Raw genomic sequence first — 18,620 nt, 5'->3', positions numbered from 1 at the left:
CGGAAACGCGTATGTGCACAACAGGAAACGCGAGCCCGTGACGCTCTGACGACGCCCCCACCCCGTTGGAGAGACCGTGACCCTGGCCGCCGCCCAGATCGACACCGGCGACACCGCCTGGCTGCTCGCCGCCACCGCGCTCGTCCTCCTGATGACGCCGGGCCTCGCCCTGTTCTACGGCGGCATGGTCCGCACGAAGAGCGTCCTCAACATGCTGATGATGAGCTTCGTGTCGATCGCCCTGGTCACGGTGGTGTGGCTGGCCGCCGGATACTCGCTCGCGTTCGGTGACGACGCCTTCGGCGGGCTCATCGGGGGGCTGGATCACGCCGGAATGGCCGGTCTCGGGCCGGACAGCGTCCAGGGAACCGTCCCCACCCTCCTCTTCGCCACCTTCCAGCTGACCTTCGCGATCATCACCGCCGCGCTGATCAGCGGTGCGATCGCGGACCGCGCGAAGTTCGGCGCGTGGCTGGTCTTCGTGCCGGTCTGGGCGCTGCTCGTATACGTTCCCGTCACCCACTGGGTGTGGGGCCCCGGCGGCTGGATCCTGGACAAGCTGGGCGCACTGGACTTCGCGGGCGGTCTTCCGGTCGAAATCACCTCGGGCGCCTCCGGACTCGCCCTCTGCCTGGTCCTCGGCCCGCGCCTCGGTTTCAAGAAGGACGCGATGCGGCCGCACAACCTGCCGATGGTGATGCTGGGCGCCGGTCTGCTGTGGTTCGGCTGGTTCGGCTTCAACGCGGGATCCGCGCTGGGCGCCAACGGTCTGGCCGCCGCCGCCTTCCTCAACACCCTCGCCGCCGGCTGCACCGGCCTGCTCGGCTGGCTCTTCGTGGAGCAGAAGCGCGACGGCCACCCCACCACGCTCGGCGCCGCGTCCGGCGCGGTCGCGGGCCTGGTCGCCATCACCCCGTCCTGCGGGTCCGTGTCGTTGGTGGGCGCGCTGGTCGTCGGACTCGCCGCCGGTGTCGTCTGCTCGTACGCCGTGAGCTGGAAGTTCAAGCTGAACTACGACGACTCGCTGGACGTCGTCGGCGTGCACCTGGTCGGCGGGATCATCGGCACGCTGCTCATCGGGGTCTTCGCGACGGAGACGATGACGGGTGGCGCCGAGGGTCTCCTCTACGGCGGCGGGCTCGGCCAGCTCGGCAAGCAGCTGGTCGCGGTCGTGGCCGTCGGGGCGTACGCCTTCGCCGTCACGTACGGGATCGGCAAGCTGCTCGACAAGGTCATGGGCTTCCGTGCGAGCGAGGACGAGGAGTACACCGGCCTGGACCTTACGGTGCACGCCGAGAGCGCCTACGATCACGGGGTCCTGGGCCATGGCGCCCCGGTCTCGTCATCCGTCTCCACCGCGCAGAAGGTCAAGACCCAGGCATGAAGCTCATCACCGCGATCGTCAAGCCGTACCGCCTCGACGAGGTCAAGACCGCCCTCCAGGAAATCGGCGTGCACGGGCTGACCGTGACCGAGGCCAGCGGATACGGGCGTCAGCGCGGGCACACCGAGGTGTACCGCGGCGCCGAGTACCAGGTGGACCTCGTCCCCAAGGCCCGTATCGAGGTCGTCGTCGAGGACGCCGACTCGGAGGCCGTCATCGACGCGATCGTGAAGGCGGCGCAGACCGGGAAGATCGGGGACGGGAAGGTGTGGGCGGTGCCGGTGGAGACCGTCGTACGGGTACGGACGGGCGAGCGCGGCCCCGACGCACTCTGATCACCACCACCGCGGCCGCGATCCCCACCCCCACGACCACCGCGACCAGCCAGGGCAGCGCGAAGAACGACGCGCTCGCCGACTCGCGGGTGCCCGGGGCACTGGCGGTCAACTTCACGTCGCCCCATTCGAGTTGAGGGGCCCCGTACCACGGCTCGGTCAGCCGGACCCGCTGCCCGGGCAGCAGCTCCGACGGGATTCTGGTCAGCCCCCGCGACAGCAGCGTGCGGCCGAACAGGCCCTGGGCCCTGAGCCGCACCTTCGGATTCAGGGTCACGTTGCCCGTGTTGTGGAGGGTGTACGAGATGGTGGCCGTGCTGTCGCCGATACCGGGGACCAGGGGCTGGTGGTGGGCGATGTGGACCTTCTCGACGGCGATGGCGGGGACCGTCGGGCCGCCGACGCGGAGGTAGATCCGGGCGCCGACCGCCCGCTGCACTCCGACCTGGAAGGTCCCGTCGCCCGTGTCGACGCGTTCGTCGAGGGCGACCAGTGCGCCCGGGTGGTCGCCGGGTTCGGCCTTCTCGGGCACCTTGAGCGTGAACGGCACGGTGACCGTGCCGTGCGCGGGAACCGTCACCCGGGAGCGCGCGGGCCGCGCCCACGCGCCGACACCTCGCTGCTTCTCCTTCACGGTGCGCACGGCGAACCCGCCGTCGCGCGCGGTGTTGTAGGCGTCGGCCGCGTACAGCCGGAAACTCAGCGGCTTGCCCGTCTTGTTGGCGACGACGACCTTGTCCTTGATGGTCTGTCCGGGGTCGGCGGAGAGATAGAAGTAGGGCCGCGCGGCGACGCGTGAGGCGAGGGGATAGACGGACCAGCTGCCGTTGTCGGCGGCGTACGACGGCGCCGCGAAGCAGCCCAGCAGCGCGGTCAGGAGTGCGGTCAGGAGGAGGACGTACATCTTGCGCATGGGTGCGGACCCCCACGGACGAGGTGGACGGGCGGGTGCGCGCCCGGCCACGGAAGGTGCGGACGGACGGATCAGCTGAGCGTCAGCGTGAGCACTCCGGAGTACGACCCCGGCGCCGTGAACTGCGGTACGTTCAGTGACAGTTGGGCGTTGACAGTGAACTCACCACCGGTGAGCGTGGCTGCCGGGGCGGACGCCAGCGTCGCTCCCGAACTCCCCACGGTGCCGGGCGAACCGGCCTGGCAGGTGCTCGGGCTCCCGGCCTTGGTGACACACGCCGGGGTCCAACTGAGCTGCCCGGCATCGATCTTGGCGCCGGGAGCGGTGAAATCGGTGACCTTGCCGGTCAGGGACCAGCCCGCGGGTCCGCCGCGGAAGTCCTGGACGGTCACCGTCTGCAGATCGCCGGTCGAGGGCCCGCCCTTGCCGAAGTCGACCGCCTTCAGCGTGACGGAGTCCCCGGCCTGGGACATCGACAGCTTGCCCGGGTTCACCGTGGTGGTGAGCTTCTGGGCGTTGTCGGGGATGGGCGTGTTGTCGATGACGGTGTACGCGGCAGGCCCCGCGCCCAGGTCACTGCTCCACGCGGCTCCTTCGTACGCCACGACGCCTGTCGTCGTCTTGTCGTTGACGACCAGGGGACCGCTGATGGCACCCGAAGCGTTCGCGGTCACCGTCGCGGTGTCCGCGGTCTGACTGGCACCCGACCGTCCGGCGAGCGTGACGGTCGCGCCCGGCGTGAAGTTGCTGCCGGTGACGGTCACGCTGTCACCGGGGTTCCCGGAGGCCGAACCCAGCTGGATGGCACGGGTGTTGGGCTGGGGTGCGTCCGCCGCGGTGATCGTCTCGGAGACGGGCGCGGGCGGGTTGGTGACCGTGCAGGGCGTGTCCAGCTCCAGGACGTAGCTGGTGTGGATGTTGTAGTCGCCGGGCGAGAGGGTGATGGCACCGGGCGCGGTGACCGTGAAGGTGCCGTACATCTTGAACCCGGGGAAGGGCGCGTTGCCCGCCACCGGATCGTTCTTCTTCTCTCCGACGACCGTGACGTCCCCGGTCTGGGCGCCGCCCAGGGCGACCTTGCCGCTCGGCGTCATGATGTCGGCCGGCAGGCTGATGGACGTCGGGTTGCTCGCGGCGGGCGTCACCACCTCGTAGGTCACCTTGACGGTGTCACCGACCTTGGGGGTGGCGTTGTCCACCGTGACGATCGCGGTGGTGGTGCCGTCGATCGGCGGGATCCCCGCGACCGCCGGCGGGATGCAGTGCGTGGCGAAGTCCACGTTGGTGGCGGCCCCCGCCGGGGCGGCCAGCGCGCCCCCCGCGGCGACCGCGAGAGCGGTCACCCCGAGCAGCGCCGCCCAGCGGCGTCTTCGGGTTGTCGAACCCGTGGTTGACATGGTTGTTGCCCCCTCCTGAGGGTTGCGGGCGCAGCGGCTCTTCTGCGCCGACGGGGGCCATTGATGTGCGGGTTGTGTGAGAAGTCAATGGAGGGTCGGTACCATAACTGATGACCCATCAGGTTCTGTCATGGTCACTGGGGTAGGTCATCAACTCCGGTTGACCGCACGGTGGTTGAAGGTGGGGAACCGGTGCCGCTGCGCGCGGGCGGCACCGGTCTTCGCACCTGCGGGGTTTACTCGAACACGAACGGGCTCGGGGACTGTGCCGCGTCCGCCGTGCACGTGATGGTGATGCCGAAGACCACCATCTGCAGGGAGCCGCCGTATGCCTCCAGGCTGTCGCCGGAGGCGACGGTGCCGTCCAGGGGGCCCACCGAGACTCCGCCGCCCGCTGCGATGGCGGGGTTCTTCGTGCCGGTGAAGGCGGTGGTGCCGCCGCTCGCGTTCACCATGGTGAGGGTGGAGGTGATCGAGTCCTGGGCGATGCTGATCGGGGCCGTGATCTCGGTGGAGCTGAGGGTGATGGTGGCGGCCGTGCCGTTCTGGGTGGCGGTGAGGGTGGCTTCGCCGCTGCCGCCGATGCTGCAGGTTGCGTTGATGGTGGCTGTCTGGGGGGTGACGGCCGCGGCGGTGGGGGCGAAGGCCAGGCCGGTCGCGGCGAGGGTGCCGGCGGCTAACGCCGCGGTGATTCCGAGTCGCTTGCCTCTCATTGGGTTCCCTTCCCTTGTGCGGGAATTGCCATGTGGGGATGGTCGGGCGGAGCCGTCCGCGTGTATCTGACGGTCCGTCGGAATGTGCGGTTCCATTGATGCGCGGGTGGCTTGGGGTTGCAAGGGATGCCCGACGGATTCCTTCAACGCTCATCAAAACTGGCCGAAGTTGAGCCATGGGCCGGTTTCCTCGCCCCCGCCGCCCCTACCCGTCCCATCCCGTTCCTGGGGGCTGCGCCCCCAGACCCCCCTCAAAGATTGCGCCGTTCCCCGCGCCCCTGAAAGTCGTCTGCGGGGCGGTGGGGGCTGGTCGCGCAGTTCCCCGCGCCCCTTAAAGACAAAAGCACCTGGGGCGGGCCGGGGGCGATGGGGCGCAGCCCCGAGCCGTCAGGGGCGCGGGGAACTGCGCGACCAGCTCCCACCGGCCCGCAGCCGACGAACAACCCACGGGGTCTGGGGCGGAGCCCCAGGAGCGGGATGGGACGGGTAGGGGCGGCGGGGGCGAGGAAACCCCCGCGGTCACGGGTGGGCCGGGGTCATGGTTTGGAGGCCCAGTACGCGGAGGAGTTCGAGGCGTTCGTGGGCGGCGGTGCCGGGGCGGGCTGTGTGGACTATCAGGAGTTGGTTGTCGCCGGAAGAGAGGAGGATTTCGCAGTCCAGGTCGAGCAGGCCGACGGTGGGGTGCTGGAAACGCTTTGTGGAGGCCCGGCGTACCGCTACCTCGTGTGAGTCCCAGAGAGCTGCGAACTCCTCGCTCGCGGCGCGGAGTTCGGCCACCAGGGCCGCCGGCGCCGGGTCGTTCGGGCGAGCCGCCGTGACCGCGCGCAGATTGGCGACGTGGGAGCGGGCGTGCCCGGCGTGATCCTCGGGCGGAAAGAGGGCGCGGGCACGAGGGTCGGTGAAGAAGCGGCGTACGACATTGCGTCCGGTACCCGCCTCGCCGACGAGCGCCGCCGCCATCGCGTTCTGGGCGAGCACGTCGCCGTAGTCGGTCATGACCTGCGCGGGCGCGTCGTGCAGCCGGTCCAGGATCAGCAGCAGACCGGGGCGGATGTGCGCCGAGGCGCTCTCGGCGCGCGGGGGTTCCTCGCCCGCCAGGTGGAACAGGTGGTCCCGTTCGTCGCCGGTGAGGCGGAGCGCCCGCGCCAGCGCGCCGAGCATCTGGCGGGAGGGGCGAGGGCCACGGGCCTGTTCGAGCCGCGTGTAGTAGTCGACGGACATGCCCGCGAGCGCCGCCACCTCCTCGCGTCGCAGACCCGGCGTACGGCGTCGGGCACCGGCCGCGAGGCCCACGTCGGAGGGCTCCAGTCGGGCGCGGCTGCGGCGCAGGAAGTCGGCGAGTTCGGCTCGGTTCACCTCTCCAGCCTGGCCGAAGCCGCCCGTCTTATCCAGGCACTGCCAGTCCCCGGATAAGGAGGTCTCTCCCGCCGCGCCCGGCCCGGGCCGAAGCTCGATACCGAGGCCCCGAGGCACCCCCAGGAACGAGCCATCGAGGCATCGACCAACCATCTGCTGACAGGAGTGCATCATCATGCTGACTCTCGTGACGGGAACCACCGGTGAGGTCGGGCGCCGCTTCGTCCCCCGACTGCTCAGCCAGGCGCCCCAGGGTGATCACGTACGGGTCCTGGTCCGCGACGAGTCGAAGGCGGCTGCCCTCGCCGACCTCGGCGCCCAGGTCGCGGTCGGTGACCTGCGGGACTCCGAGGCGCTCGGCAAGGCACTCGCGGGCGTCGACGCGGTGGTGAACATCGCGGCCGCCTTCCGTGGCGTACCGGACGAGGAGGCCCGGGCGGTCAACCGCGACGCCGCGCTGGAGCTGGGGCGGGCCTCCGTCACCTCGGGCGTGCGGCGGTTCGTGCAGGTCAGCACGAACCTTGTGTACGGGACCGGCCGCGGGCGTCCGCACACCGAGGAGGACCCGACCGTGCCCGGCGGCCTGATGTGGGGGGCGTACCCGGAGTCGAAGGCGGAGGCGGAGCGAGGTCTCCTCGCCCTGGAGGGCGGTATGGACGTACGGATCGGGCGGCTCTCCTTCGTCTATGGCGAGGGCGACCCGCATCTGGCCGCATCGATGCGGTGGGCCGCGCACTGGGCCGCCACCCAGCGCCTCCAGCTGGTCCACCACGCGGATGTCGCCCAGGGCCTCCGCCGCCTCCTGTACGCCCCGGGCGGGGGCGGCGGGATCTACAACATCGCCGACGACGCGCCCGTCACCGCCGTCGACCTCCACCAGCTCAACGGCGCCGAGATCCCGCCCGCCCTGTACGAGCGCACGGACCCCGACCCCTGGCTCGGCATCGTCTCCACGGCCCGCATCCGCCGCGACCTGGGCTTCCGCCCGCTGTATCCGTCGGTGTGGACCGCCCAGGACGCCGGCGCCCTGTGACCGCTGAGTCCGCTCAGAGTCCGTTCAGCCCGTTCAGTCCGTTCGGCCCGCTCAGTCCACGCCCTTGATCCGGCCCACCAGCACCGCCCCCGCGAGGCCGATCACCGCCGCCACCAGGTACAGCACCCGGTAGCCGCCGAGGTACGTCACGATCGGGGCGGCCAGGGCGGGCGCGGCGACCTGGGGGAGGGCGTTGGCGATGTTGATGACGCCGAGGTCCTTGCCGCGGTCCAGGGCCTTGGGCAGGACGTCGGTCATCAGGGCGAAGTCGACGGAGGTGAAGACGCCGAAGCCGATGCCCAGGACCGCCGCCGCGACGATCGCGCCGGGCCAGGTCTGCCAGCCGGCCAGCGCCGCCGTGGCCACCGCCATCAGGACGCCGGACCAGATCACGAACGGTTTGCGGCGGCCGAGCCGGTCCGACCACACCCCGCCCACCACGACGGTGGCGAGCAGCGTGACACCGTTCACCGCCGTGAGGATCAGCACGCCCTGTTCCGGGTCGTCGTAGTGCAGGCGGTCTCTCAAGTAGTAGAGCAGGTAGAGGAGTACGAGGGCGTTGCTCAGGTTGATCAGGAAGCGGGTCAGCCAGGCCCAGCCGAGGTCGGGGTGGCGGCGCGGGCTCAGCCAGAACGAGGTCAGGAAGGTGCGCCAGGACCACGCCGGGCGGGCCGACTCGGGAAGGCGCAGGTCCTGGTAGCGGAGTACGTACGGCAGGACGCCCACCAGCGTGAACACCGCGCACGCCGCGTACCCGCCGCCCGTGCCTCCCGCCACCGTCGCCAGACCCGTGCCGCCGACCACACCCAGGATCTGCGCCGCGCCCAGCCAGCCGCCCACGGAACCCCGTTGGAGCCGTGGCACCCGGTCGGGGACGGCCGCCGTGACCGCGGCGAAGGCGGCGTTCAGGGTGAGCTGGACCAGACACCAGCCGAGCGCCATCATCCCTACGCCGCCCGCGCCCGCCAGGAGCAGTAGCGACAGCGCGCCGCCCGCCGCACCCGCCACGATCCACGGCGTACGGCGGCCCCAGCGCGCGGTCGTGCGGTCGGACAGGGCGCCGAACAGCGGGTTGGCGACCAGCGAGACGACCGCGCCGGCGCCTGTGACCCACGCCAGCATCGTCTCCTTCGACATGCCGGTGCCGGGCGCGAAGTCCTCCGCCTGGGAGGCGAGGAGGATCTGGAGGGGGCCGTACCAGCCCACCCAGATCGCCCCGTTGGCGAGCGAGAGCGCCGTGGTCCAGCCCCGGCCGACCCGCTCCACGGGCTCGGCCAGCGCCCCGACGGATATGACCGGGTCGGCCGCCGTCATCTCTGTTCCCGCGCCCGCGGCTGCGCCCGCAGGGCGTCCCGCAGCCAGGTGTACGACGCCTTGGGGGTGCGCTCCAGCGTCTCGTAGTCGACGTGGACGAGGCCGAAGCGGCGCGCGTAGCCCTCCGCCCACTCGAAGTTGTCCATCAGCGACCACACGAAGTAGCCGCGTACGTCGACGCCCTGCTCCAACGCCCGGTGCAGCGCCCGGACATGACCGTCCAGGAACGTGATCCGCTCCTGGTCGTCGATGCCGTCGTACGAGCAGCCGTTCTCGGTGATGACCACGGGCGGGAGCCGGTCGCCGTACCGCTCGTGGAAGCCGACCAGCAGCTCCGTGAGCGCCTCCGGGACGACCGGCCAGCCGAAGTCGGTGACCGGGTAGCCCTCCAGTTCGCGGACGGAGAAGGGGAGTTCGGCGGGCAGGGTCAGTCCGCTGAACTCGATCTCCTCGCCCTCGGGGGCGCCCACCTTGGTCGGCTGGTAGTAGTTGATCCCGTACCAGTCGATCGGCTCGGCGATGATCTTCAGGTCCGCCTCGACATCGCCCGGCATCAACTCGCCGATGCCCTCCGGGTATTGGCCCAGCAGCAGCGGGTCCGCGAACAGGCGGTTCAGGAGGATGTCGTAGAAGTCGGCGGCCTCCACGTCCTCGGTGCGGCGGGATGCCGCCCAGGTCGGGCCGTGCGAGTTGGCGATGCCGATGTCGGTGGCTCCGGCCGCGCGCAGGGCCCGTACGGCGAGGCCGTGGGCGAGGAGCTGGTGGTGGGCCACCGGCAGCGCGTCGAACAGGAGCTGCTTGCCAGGGGCGTGTGCGCCGAGCGCGTAGCCCAACAGGGTGTGTTCGGCGGGCTCGTTGAGGGTGATCCACTTCTTCACGCGGTCGCCGAGGCGGGCGGCGACGACGGCGGTGTACTCGGCGAAGCGTTCGGCGGTGTCCCGGTTCAGCCAGCCGCCGCTCTCTTCCAGGTCCAGCGGGAGGTCCCAGTGGAAGAGGGTCGGTACGGGGCGGATGCCGGCCGCGGACAGTTCGTCCACCAGGCGGTCGTAGAAGTCGAGGCCGCCGGGGGAGTTCACGCGGGGCCAGGAGATGGAGAAGCGGTACGCGTCCACTCCGAGGCCCGCTATGAGGGCGACGTCCTCTTCGTAGCGGTGGTAGTGGTCGCAGGCCACCGCGGCCGTGGAGGCGTCCTTGATGTGGCCGGGGTCGGCTGTGAAGGCGTCCCATACCGAGGGGGCGCGTTCGTCTGCGGCTCCCTCGATCTGGTGGGCCGAGGTGGATACGCCCCAGAGGAAGCCGGGCGGGAACTGCGGTAGGGGGTTCGTCGCCATGCGCGCGATCATCCTTACCGGCGGTAATGGAAGTCAACGGTGTGGCGTGAACTAGGGGTTACGGCTTTTTTGAGGGGCGCCTTGGGGGTGGGGTGGTGCTGTGATTGCGCGACTGCGGGCAGTCTGTGGCTGGTCGCGCAGTTCCCCGCGCCCCTAAAGGGGCGCCTCCCTCAAGGCCGCTTTCTAGGCGCCCTCCTTCAGGACCCTCGAAATCAGGCTTCGCTGCTCCTCCGTCAGTCTCGGATCCGCCGCGTACACCGTCTTCCCGTCCACCGTGATCTCGTAGCTGAAGCCGTCCGGGACGCCGATCGAGGGTGCGCCCCGGCCGGAGGCCATTGCCTGTTCGGCCAGGGCGTGCCACTCGTGGGCGTCTGGGCGGCCCGTGGTGTCGACCTCCGCATGGCGTTCGATGCCCGCGAAACCGCCCGTACGCCTCACCTGAATACGCATGGGTCCTGTCTAGTACGTGGAGCCCCGAAGGGCTACGAGGTCGGTACGCCGACCTGTTCCCAGGCCTTCGTCACGGCCTGGAGTTCCTCGCCCTCGTTGTACCGGGAGCGCGCCGCGGCGAGCGTGAGTCGTGCGAAGTCGGAGAACAGGGCCTGCTGGGGCAGCTCGCCGCCGGTGAGGACGTCGTACCAGATCTGGCCCGCCCGTTCCCAGGCGTGGCCGCCGAGCGCCTCGGCGGCGAGGTAGAAGGCGTGGTTGGGGATGCCGGAGTTGATGTGGACGCCGCCGTTGTCGCGGCCGGTGCGGACGTAGTGGTCCATCGTCGCGGGCTGCGGGTCCTTGCCGAGCACGTCGTCGTCGTACGCGCTGCCCGGTTCCTTCATGGAGCGCAGGGCGGTGCCGGTGACGCGCGGGGCGAGCAGGCCCGCGCCGATCAGCCAGTCGGCCTCGGTGGCGGTCTGGCCGAGCGTGTACTGCTTGATCAGTGAGCCGAAGACGTCCGACATGGACTCGTTCAGGGCGCCCGGCTGGCCGAAGTAGGTGAGGTTCGCCGTGTACTGGGTGACGCCGTGGGTCAGCTCGTGGCCGATGACGTCGACCGGGATGGTGAAGTCGAGGAAGATCTCGCCGTCACCGTCGCCGAACACCATCTGCTCGCCGTTCCAGAAGGCGTTGTTGTAGTTCACGTCGAAGTGCACGGTGGCGTTGAGCGGCAGGCCCTCGCCGTTGATCGAGTTGCGCTGGTACGCCTTCAGGTACAGCTCGAAGGTCGCGCCGAGACCGGCGTACGCGCGGTTGACGGTGGCGTCCTTGCCCGGCTTGTCGCCCTCGCCGCGGATCTTCTTGCCGGGCAGGTCCTGGTGGTGGCGGGCGTCGTAGATCGTGCGGTGCGGCTTCGCCTCCTCCGCTTCCTTGGGCGGGGCGACGGCCGGGGCGCCGAGGACGGTGGTCAGCCGGCGGTGGGTGCGCTCGTAGGCGTCGCGCTCCAGGGTCTGGCGTGCGGGCCCGGAGAGTGCGGGGTCCTCGTGCTGGGCGAGCTTGTCGAGGACGTGGGGCGGGACGATGGTGCAGAAGACGGGCTCGAAGCCCCCGTGGGTCGTCATGCCCGGCACCCTTGCACTGAGTTATGCCGCTGTCACTACCCGCAACCATGATTGGTGAAATGGGGCAATAAGGAGCCTCGGGGGCCGGGTGAAAGTGGTATGGAGCACTTTTTGTCCGTTTAGTTCCTTTTGGGCTTGCGGTCCCGCATACTGATACAGCCCCCCGTACGGAGCGCGGCTCGGCTAGGCTGCCGAGCATCATGCGTTTCGGGCTGCTTCTCCTTAGCTGCCGCGGCGAGGGCCTGTAGTCGAGGCCGACCCCCTCCCCGCGGAGTCTGGCGTTGCGCCGTCGGCCGTCCTTTAGGACACCCACCGAGGAGCCCACGCATCATGGCGAACAGCCAGACCCGCCGCAATCGTCAGCAGCCCACCTCCATGCCGGTGCACAAGTACGGCCAGTACGACCAGGTCGACATCGCCGACCGCAGCTGGCCGGAGCAGCGGATCACCACCGCCCCCCGCTGGCTCTCCACCGACCTGCGTGACGGCAACCAGGCCCTGATCGACCCGATGTCGCCCGCGCGCAAGCGTGAGATGTTCGACCTGCTGGTCAAGATGGGCTACAAGGAGATCGAGGTCGGCTTCCCCGCGTCGGGACAGACGGACTTCGACTTCGTGCGCTCGATCATCGAGGAAGAGGGCGCGATCCCGGACGACGTGACGATCTCCGTACTGACCCAGGCCCGCGAGGACCTGATCGAGCGGACCGTCGAGTCGCTGAAGGGCGCCAAGCGCGCCACCGTGCACCTGTACAACGCCACCGCCCCGGTCTTCCGCCGGGTAGTCTTCCGCGGCTCCAAGGACCAGATCAAGCAGATCGCCGTCGACGGCACGCGCCTGGTCATGGAGTACGCCGAGAAGCTGCTGGGCCCCGAGACCGAGTTCGGCTACCAGTACAGCCCCGAGATCTTCACCGACACCGAGCTGGACTTCGCCCTGGAGGTCTGCGAGGCCGTCATGGACGTCTGGCAGCCCGGCCCGGGCCGCGAGATCATCCTCAACCTGCCCGCCACCGTGGAGCGTTCGACCCCGTCCACGCACGCGGACCGCTTCGAGTGGATGGGCCGCAACCTGACCCGCCGCGAGTACGTCGTCCTGTCGATCCACCCGCACAACGACCGCGGTACGGCCGTCGCCGCCGCCGAGCTGGCGCTGATGGCCGGCGCCGACCGCGTCGAGGGCTGTCTGTTCGGCCAGGGCGAGCGCACCGGCAACGTCGACCTGGTCACCCTGGGCATGAACCTGTTCTCGCAGGGCGTCGACCCGCAGATCGACTTCTCCGACATCGACGAGATCCGTCGTACGTGGGAGTACTGCAACCAGATGGAGATCCACCCGCGCCACCCGTACGTGGGCGATCTGGTCTACACGTCCTTCTCCGGCTCCCACCAGGACGCCATCAAGAAGGGCTTCGACGCGATGGAGGCCGACGCGGCCGCCAAGGGCGTCACGGTCGACGACATCGAGTGGGCCGTCCCGTACCTGCCGATCGACCCGAAGGACGTCGGCCGCTCGTACGAGGCCGTCATCCGCGTCAACTCGCAGTCCGGCAAGGGCGGTATCGCGTACGTCCTGAAGAACGACCACAAGCTGGACCTGCCGCGCCGGATGCAGATCGAGTTCTCGAAGATCATCCAGACCAAGACGGACGCCGAGGGCGGCGAGGTCACGCCGAAGGACATCTGGGCGACCTTCCAGGACGAGTACCTGCCGAACCCCGAGAACCCGTGGGGTCGTATCCAGGTCAAGACCGGCCAGTCCACCACGGACAAGGACGGCGTGGACACGCTCACGGTCGAGGCCTCGGTCGACGGCACGGACACCGTCCTGACCGGTACCGGCAACGGTCCGATCTCCGCGTTCTTCGACGCCCTGGAGTCCATCGGCATCGACGTACGCCTGCTGGACTACCAGGAGCACACGATGAGCGAGGGTGCCTCCGCGCAGGCCGCCTCGTACATCGAATGCGCGATCGGCGACAAGGTTCTGTGGGGAATCGGCATCGACGCGAATACGACACGTGCTTCGCTGAAGGCCGTCGTCTCCGCCGTCAACCGCGCGGCTCGCTGACGACCCTGACCGGCGCTTTTCGGGGCCTCGTCCGCCTTTACCGGCGGGCGGGGCCCCGTCGTATACCAGCCATTCCACGTGGAGGTCACGAGCAGGTCTCGTCCGGGGTACTGACTCCGCATCAACAATGTGGCTAACATCACGCCAGCGCGGCGATGTTGCCGCGGCGTTACGGAGGTGTGCGAGCGTGCTGCCAGGATGGGGACGAAACGGTCGTGCAGTTGAGGTTCCCCGCATCCTGGGCACCCGTACCGCGTGGACGACGGTGGGCGACGGCGAGTTCTTCTGCCCCGGCTGCGGAGGCGACCGCAACTACCAGCGGCTCACCGGCCGCCGCCGCTTCACCCTCCTCGGCGTTCCCGTTCTCCCGCGCGGCGAGACCGGGCCCGTCGTCGAATGCGCCGCCTGCGGCCACCACTACGGCGCCGACGTCCTCGACCACCCCACCACCACCCGCTTCTCCGCGATGCTCCGCGACGCCGTCCACACCGTCGCCCTCGCCGTCCTCGCCGCGGGCGGCACCTGCGCCCGTACGTCCCTGGAGACCGCCGCCGGTGCGGTCCGCTCGGCCGGCTTCGACGACTGCACGGAGGACCAGCTCAGCGCGCTCGTCGAGGCACTCGCCTCGGACACGGGGCGGGTCTTCGGGGAGCCGTGCGGGGCGAGTCTGGCCATAGAGCTCCACGAGGCCCTGGATCCGCTGGCCCCGCACCTCGCCCCCACCGGCCGGGAGGCGATCCTCCTCCAGGGCGCGCGGATCGCGCTGGCCGACGGGCCGTACACACCCGCCGAGCGGGATGTCCTGGCCACCGTGGGCGCGGCACTGACGATCTGCTCGGACGACGTGACGCGGTTGCTGGTGGCGGCGCGTACACCCTCGTAATACTCCCCAGGGAGTAATCCCGCCGTTCCGCCACCCCTCGGAGTACCCCCGAACTCGCCCTCCGGCGCGACGAATCAGGCGTCGTGCGCCGGGAGTCTGGTGACTGTCCAGACACCCGGCCAGGAGGGGAGGACCCCGCCATGGGGCCCGGAAAGACAACCACGCGTACGCGACGAAGGGCCGTGCCCTGGGTGCTGCTCGGGCTCTGGGTGGCCGTGCTGGCCTTCGTCGGGCCGTTCGCGGCGAAGCTCGCGGACGTGCAGCACGACCGCGCCGTGGACTATCTCCCGGCGAGCGCGGACTCCACCCAAGTGGCGAAGATCGAGGACCAGTTGCCCGGTGGCGAGACCACCGAGCTGGTCCTCGTCTACCACCGCGACGGCGGGCTGAGCGCCGCCGACCGCGCGACGGCCGCGCGCCAGATCGCCGAGATCACCAAGGAGAACCCGCTCACCGGAACCCCGAAGGGCGTGCCGTCCCGGGACGGGACCACCCTGATGTACCCGGTCGCCAGCTCCGCACCCGGCACCGACGAGAAGAAGCGGGACGCGTTCGTCAACGACGTACGCGATGTCGCGCGGGGAGCGGACGGGCTGAGCGTCGACGTCGGCGGGCAGGGCGCGCTCGCCACCGACGCCGCCGAGGTCTACAACTCCCTCGGCGGGCCGCTGCTCTACACCACCGTCGCCGTGGTCGCCGTCCTGCTGATCCTCATCTACCGCAGCCCGCTGCTGTGGCTCGTGCCGCTCGCCGTCGCGGGCGTCGCCGACTATCTGTCGATGGGCGTCGCCTACGGGCTCCACGAGGCGTTCGGCACCAGCGTCTCCGGCCAGAGCTCGGGCGTGATGACGATCCTCGTGTTCGGCGCCGGAACCGACTACGCGCTGCTGCTGATCTCCCGCTACCGGGAGGAACTGCGACGCGTGGAGCGGCCGTACGACGCGATGCGGCAGGCCCTGCGCGGCTGCGGGCCCGCCGTGCTCGCCTCCTCCGGCACCGTCGCCGCCGGACTGCTGTGCCTGCTCGCCGCCGATCTCAACAGCAGCCGGGGCATGGGCCCGACGGGCATGGTGGGTGTGCTGTGCGCGCTCGTCGCCATGCTGACGCTGCTGCCCGCCCTCCTCGTCCTGCTCGGGCGGCGGGTGTTCTGGCCGCTCGTCCCCGCCTTCGGCAGCCGGCCCAAGCAGCGGCGCAACCTCTTCTCCGCCATGGGGAGTTCGGCCGGGCGGCGGCCGTACGCCGTCCTCGCGGGCGGGGCCGTACTGCTCGGGGCGCTCGCCCTCGGCACGCTGAATCTGCCCGGCGGGCTCAAACAGCAGGACTCCTTCGCCCACAAGCCGGACTCGGTCGCCGCGATCGAGACCCTCGCCAAGGCCTACCCGGGGCAGGGCACCCAGCCGCTCACCGTGATCACCCCCACCGGACGGGCGGACACCGCGCTGGCCACTGTGCGGGACCACCAGGGCGTCGCGAGCGCCGAGCGGGGCCGCAGCGGACAGGGCTGGACGGAGATCTCCGTCATCGCGCGGGGCGCACCCCAGTCGGCGGCCGAGACCGCCACGATCAAGTCGCTCCGGGCGGATCTCAAGGGCTCGGGCGCGTACGTCGGAGGCGCCAGCGCCCAGCAGATCGACCTCCAGGACACCAACGCCCGCGACCGGCTCGTCGTCGTACCCATCGTGCTCGTCTCCGTGCTGCTGATCCTGATCGTGCTGCTGCGCAGCCTGGTCGCCCCGCTGCTGCTGGTCGCCGCCGTGATCGCGGTGTGGGGCGCGGCACTCGGCATCGGCGGGCTGGTCTTCGGGCCGCTCCTCGGCTTCGAGGGGACCGATCCGGGGCTCGGCCTGCTGTCCTTCGTCTTCCTGGTGGCGTTGGGCGTCGACTACGGGATCTTCCTGATGCACCGCATGCGGGAGGAGTCGCTGTCGGGCGCCGAACCGGCCGCCGCCGCGCTGACCGCGCTGCGCACGACGGGCGGTGTGATCGCCTCGGCCGGGCTGGTCCTCGCGGCGACCTTCGCGGTGCTGACGAACATGGGGCTCGTGCCGCTCGTCGAGCTCGGGTTCGTGATCGCGGTCGGGGTGCTGCTCGACACCTTCCTCGTCCGGACGTATCTGGTGACCAGCGCGAGTGTGGCGCTGGGACGGAGGGTGTGGTGGCCGGGCCGACTGTCGCGCGAGCCGGAGCGGGAGTCCGAGCGGCGGACCCCTGTCGCCGTCGGCTGAGCCACATCTGCACACATGTGAACCGATATATGAACCACATCTGAACCACATCGGGCGCCCCTCCCTCCCGGAGGGGCGCCCTCTCACGGAGGATGAAGCGGTGGACGCCACACGCATGCTGCACCTCACCGGCTTCGGACACCGGGGGACCGTCGACCCCGCACGGGCGCTGCGCCAGGACGCGCTGCTCGCCGCCGCGCTGCTGGTCGTCGACGTGACCGTGGCGCTCACGGTCGGCGCTGACGGCCGCCGTCCGGACGCCCTCGGCTGGACCCTGCTGATCGCCGCACACATTCCGGTGGTGTGGCGCCGCCGCGCCCCGCTCGCGGCGTTCCTCGCGCACGTCGCCTGCGTCGCCCCTTACCACGCACTCGACTTCAACCACTCGGCGCCGCTGACCGTCTCGATGCTCGCCCTGTTCACCGTGGCCGTCACGGGACGCCCGCTGCGCACCCTCCTGGTCGGCAGCGGCGTCATCGGCCTGATGCTCTCGGTCAAGTTCGGGCAGGGCGTCGCCGAGGGGGCCCAGGCGCTGCGCGCGGCCGGCTGGATCGTCGCGTTCATCTTCCTCGGCGTGTACGTACGCGTGCACGGGCAGTACGTCGCCTCGGTCGTCGAACGCGCCGAACGCGCCGAACGCACCCGCGAGGAGGAGGCGCGCCGCCGGGTCGCCGAGGAACGCCTGCGCATCGCCCGCGACCTGCACGATCTGCTCGCCCACACCATCACGCTCATCGGCGTCCAGACATCCGTCGCCGCACACGTCCTGGCCGCCGACCCCGAGCGCCTGGACCGCGAGGCGGTCGCCCGGGCCCTCGACGACATCTCCGAGACCTGCCGCACCGCGCGCGGCGAAGTGCGCAGCACGCTGGAGGTGCTGCGCGCGCCGGAGTGCGGCGGCGACGGGCGCGGCCCGCTGCCCGGCCTCGACGGACTGTCCGACCTGGTGACCGCGGCGCGCACCGCGGGCGCGAAGGTGGAGACGGAGATCGCGGTACCGACGGCCGGAGTCCCCTCCGCCGTGGGCGCCGCTGCCTACCGGATCGTCCAGGAGGCGCTCACCAATGCGGTACGGCACGCGGGCCCCGAGGTGCCGGTACGCGTGGCCCTGCGGGCGGACGACTGGGCGCTGCGGGTGACGGTCACGGACGACGGCGTCGGCGACGCGGGCGGCACACCCGGGTTCGGACTCGTGGGGATGCGGGAGCGGGCTCGTAGTGTGGGCGGGACGCTGGAGGCCGGGGTGCGGGAGGGTGGTGGGTTCGGGGTGTCGGCGGTGCTGCCACTGGTGGGTGCGGGCGCGGGCGTGGTTCCCGCGCAGACGGATGTACGGGATCTCGAAGCCGTACGTGATGACGAAGCCGTACGTGATGACGAAGCCGTACGCGCACCCGAACTCGAACGAGGCGAGCCCCGATGACCATTCGCGTACTTCTCGCCGACGATCAGACGCTCGTGCGGGCCGCGTTCGCCATGCTCGTCGAGTCGGCGCGGGACATGGAGGTCGTGGGACAGGCGGCCACCGGGCGGGAGGCGGTGGAGCTGGCGCGCAGCGCGCGGGCCGATCTGGTCGTCATGGACATCCGCATGCCCGACCTGGACGGCATCGAGGCGACCCGGCTCATCGCGGCCGACGAGAACCTGGCCGGGGTCAGGGTCCTGGTCCTCACCACGTACGACACCGACGAGTACATCGCGGAGGCCCTGCGCGCGGGCGCCTCCGGCTTCCTGGTGAAGGACACGAGGCCCGCCGAACTCCTCGACGCCATCCGCACGGTGGCCGCCGGGGACGCCCTGCTGTCACCGGGCCCGACCGCCCGCCTGATCGCCCGCTTCCTGCGCAGCCCGGCGGCTCCCGTGCCCGTGGCGGGTGGCCCCGACGGCCTCTCCGAGCGGGAGCGCGAGGTGCTGGCGCTGGTCGCGCGCGGCCTCAACAACACCGAGATAGCGGGGGCGTTGGGCCTGAGCCCGCTGACCGCGAAGACCCATGTCAGCCGCATCATGGGCAAGCTGGGCGCGCGGGACCGGGCCCAGCTGGTGATCGTGGCGTACGAGTCGGGGCTCGTCACTCCGGGCGCATGGTGAAGCGCCCGCTGAACTGACGTCACGTCAG

General features: G+C 70.7%; 15 protein-coding genes and 1 pseudogene. 8 read left to right on the top strand and 8 right to left on the bottom strand.

Going from position 1 to position 18,620, the window contains the following annotated elements:
* Nucleotides 1-76: 76 nt before the first annotated feature.
* Nucleotides 77-1,384: an ammonium transporter gene (locus OG975_RS15950; protein WP_406329839.1), complete on the top strand. Its 1,308-nt coding sequence runs from the start codon at nucleotides 77-79 to the stop codon at nucleotides 1,382-1,384.
* Nucleotides 1,381-1,719, top strand: a complete 339-nt coding sequence (locus tag OG975_RS15945; protein WP_381264943.1) for a P-II family nitrogen regulator — start codon at nucleotides 1,381-1,383, stop codon at nucleotides 1,717-1,719. The genes OG975_RS15950 and OG975_RS15945 overlap by 4 nt, the downstream gene beginning before the upstream one ends.
* Here the strand turns inward: OG975_RS15945 and OG975_RS15940 are convergent.
* The 4 genes and pseudogenes from OG975_RS15940 to OG975_RS15925 all read right to left on the bottom strand — a co-directional run.
* Nucleotides 1,616-2,632, bottom strand: a pseudogene (locus tag OG975_RS15940) (WxL protein peptidoglycan domain-containing protein); the annotation flags it as partial. The gene OG975_RS15945 and the pseudogene OG975_RS15940 sit on opposite strands and share 104 nt — an antisense overlap.
* Nucleotides 2,633-2,703: 71 nt before the next feature.
* On the bottom strand, nucleotides 2,704-4,029 hold the full coding sequence (locus tag OG975_RS15935) for a beta-xylosidase (protein WP_406329838.1): 1,326 nt from the start codon (nucleotides 4,027-4,029) through the stop codon (nucleotides 2,704-2,706).
* Nucleotides 4,030-4,265: 236 nt separating this feature from the next.
* Nucleotides 4,266-4,742: a hypothetical protein gene (locus OG975_RS15930; protein WP_327428615.1), complete on the bottom strand. Its 477-nt coding sequence runs from the start codon at nucleotides 4,740-4,742 to the stop codon at nucleotides 4,266-4,268.
* 519 nt (nucleotides 4,743-5,261) lie between these two features.
* A complete protein-coding gene (locus OG975_RS15925) occupies nucleotides 5,262-6,098 on the bottom strand; it encodes a helix-turn-helix transcriptional regulator (RefSeq protein WP_406329837.1) in 837 nt (278 codons plus the stop codon).
* A gap of 175 nt (nucleotides 6,099-6,273) precedes the next feature.
* Here OG975_RS15925 and OG975_RS15920 point away from each other — a divergent pair, with 175 nt between their 5' ends.
* Complete coding sequence (locus OG975_RS15920; RefSeq protein ID WP_406329835.1) at nucleotides 6,274-7,131, top strand: NAD-dependent epimerase/dehydratase family protein; 858 nt, start codon at nucleotides 6,274-6,276, stop codon at nucleotides 7,129-7,131.
* Nucleotides 7,132-7,182: 51 nt separating this feature from the next.
* On the opposite strand, the gene OG975_RS15915 is transcribed toward OG975_RS15920, so the two are convergent.
* The 4 genes from OG975_RS15915 to OG975_RS15900 all read right to left on the bottom strand — a co-directional run bounded on the left by OG975_RS15915 (nucleotide 7,183) and on the right by OG975_RS15900 (nucleotide 11,329).
* Nucleotides 7,183-8,445, bottom strand: coding sequence for an MFS transporter (locus tag OG975_RS15915; RefSeq protein ID WP_406329834.1), 1,263 nt, complete (start codon nucleotides 8,443-8,445; stop codon nucleotides 7,183-7,185).
* Nucleotides 8,442-9,788, bottom strand: a complete 1,347-nt coding sequence (locus tag OG975_RS15910; protein WP_406329832.1) for a GH1 family beta-glucosidase — start codon at nucleotides 9,786-9,788, stop codon at nucleotides 8,442-8,444. The genes OG975_RS15915 and OG975_RS15910 overlap by 4 nt, the downstream gene beginning before the upstream one ends.
* Nucleotides 9,789-9,959: 171 nt before the next feature.
* The gene (locus OG975_RS15905) at nucleotides 9,960-10,226 is read right to left on the bottom strand and encodes a protealysin inhibitor emfourin (RefSeq protein ID WP_327428610.1); all 267 of its coding nucleotides are present in this window, start codon (nucleotides 10,224-10,226) and stop codon (nucleotides 9,960-9,962) included.
* Between the two features lie 32 nt (nucleotides 10,227-10,258).
* Nucleotides 10,259-11,329, bottom strand: coding sequence for a M4 family metallopeptidase (locus tag OG975_RS15900; protein WP_406329830.1), 1,071 nt, complete (start codon nucleotides 11,327-11,329; stop codon nucleotides 10,259-10,261).
* Between the two features lie 330 nt (nucleotides 11,330-11,659).
* Here OG975_RS15900 and leuA point away from each other — a divergent pair, with 330 nt between their 5' ends.
* The 5 genes from leuA to OG975_RS15875 all read left to right on the top strand — a co-directional run bounded on the left by leuA (nucleotide 11,660) and on the right by OG975_RS15875 (nucleotide 18,592).
* A complete protein-coding gene (gene leuA / locus OG975_RS15895; protein WP_406329829.1) occupies nucleotides 11,660-13,399 on the top strand; it encodes a 2-isopropylmalate synthase in 1,740 nt (579 codons plus the stop codon).
* Between the two features lie 187 nt (nucleotides 13,400-13,586).
* Nucleotides 13,587-14,282: a TerB family tellurite resistance protein gene (locus tag OG975_RS15890; protein WP_406329828.1), complete on the top strand. Its 696-nt coding sequence runs from the start codon at nucleotides 13,587-13,589 to the stop codon at nucleotides 14,280-14,282.
* Nucleotides 14,283-14,422: 140 nt separating this feature from the next.
* Nucleotides 14,423-16,507 (top strand): MMPL family transporter, encoded by a 2,085-nt coding sequence (locus tag OG975_RS15885; RefSeq protein WP_406329827.1) that lies wholly within the window; start codon nucleotides 14,423-14,425, stop codon nucleotides 16,505-16,507.
* 115 nt (nucleotides 16,508-16,622) lie between these two features.
* Nucleotides 16,623-17,927, top strand: coding sequence for a sensor histidine kinase (locus OG975_RS15880; RefSeq protein ID WP_406336282.1), 1,305 nt, complete (start codon nucleotides 16,623-16,625; stop codon nucleotides 17,925-17,927).
* Nucleotides 17,924-18,592, top strand: a complete 669-nt coding sequence (locus OG975_RS15875; RefSeq protein ID WP_406329825.1) for a response regulator — start codon at nucleotides 17,924-17,926, stop codon at nucleotides 18,590-18,592. The genes OG975_RS15880 and OG975_RS15875 overlap by 4 nt, the downstream gene beginning before the upstream one ends.
* Nucleotides 18,593-18,620: the final 28 nt, after the last annotated feature.

The organism is Streptomyces sp. NBC_00203 (genome assembly GCF_045206325.1).
GTDB lineage: Bacteria > Actinomycetota > Actinomycetes > Streptomycetales > Streptomycetaceae > Streptomyces > Streptomyces lutosisoli.
This window is presented reverse-complemented; position numbering and strand designations above follow the sequence as displayed.

What these genes read in the sequence shown, in the direction of transcription:
- OG975_RS15945 (WP_381264943.1), top strand. Translation starts at nt 1,381, where the DNA reads ATGAAGCTCATCACCGCGATCGTCAAGCCGTACCGCCTCGACGAGGTC.
- OG975_RS15935 (WP_406329838.1), bottom strand. Translation starts at nt 4,029, where the DNA reads ATGTCAACCACGGGTTCGACAACCCGAAGACGCCGCTGGGCGGCGCTG.
- OG975_RS15930 (WP_327428615.1), bottom strand. Translation starts at nt 4,742, where the DNA reads ATGAGAGGCAAGCGACTCGGAATCACCGCGGCGTTAGCCGCCGGCACC.
- OG975_RS15920 (WP_406329835.1), top strand. Translation starts at nt 6,274, where the DNA reads ATGCTGACTCTCGTGACGGGAACCACCGGTGAGGTCGGGCGCCGCTTC.
- OG975_RS15915 (WP_406329834.1), bottom strand. Translation starts at nt 8,445, where the DNA reads ATGACGGCGGCCGACCCGGTCATATCCGTCGGGGCGCTGGCCGAGCCC.
- OG975_RS15910 (WP_406329832.1), bottom strand. Translation starts at nt 9,788, where the DNA reads ATGATCGCGCGCATGGCGACGAACCCCCTACCGCAGTTCCCGCCCGGC.
- OG975_RS15905 (WP_327428610.1), bottom strand. Translation starts at nt 10,226, where the DNA reads ATGCGTATTCAGGTGAGGCGTACGGGCGGTTTCGCGGGCATCGAACGC.
- OG975_RS15900 (WP_406329830.1), bottom strand. Translation starts at nt 11,329, where the DNA reads ATGACGACCCACGGGGGCTTCGAGCCCGTCTTCTGCACCATCGTCCCG.
- leuA (WP_406329829.1), top strand. Translation starts at nt 11,660, where the DNA reads ATGGCGAACAGCCAGACCCGCCGCAATCGTCAGCAGCCCACCTCCATG.
- OG975_RS15885 (WP_406329827.1), top strand. Translation starts at nt 14,423, where the DNA reads ATGGGGCCCGGAAAGACAACCACGCGTACGCGACGAAGGGCCGTGCCC.
- OG975_RS15880 (WP_406336282.1), top strand. Translation starts at nt 16,623, where the DNA reads ATGCTGCACCTCACCGGCTTCGGACACCGGGGGACCGTCGACCCCGCA.
- OG975_RS15875 (WP_406329825.1), top strand. Translation starts at nt 17,924, where the DNA reads ATGACCATTCGCGTACTTCTCGCCGACGATCAGACGCTCGTGCGGGCC.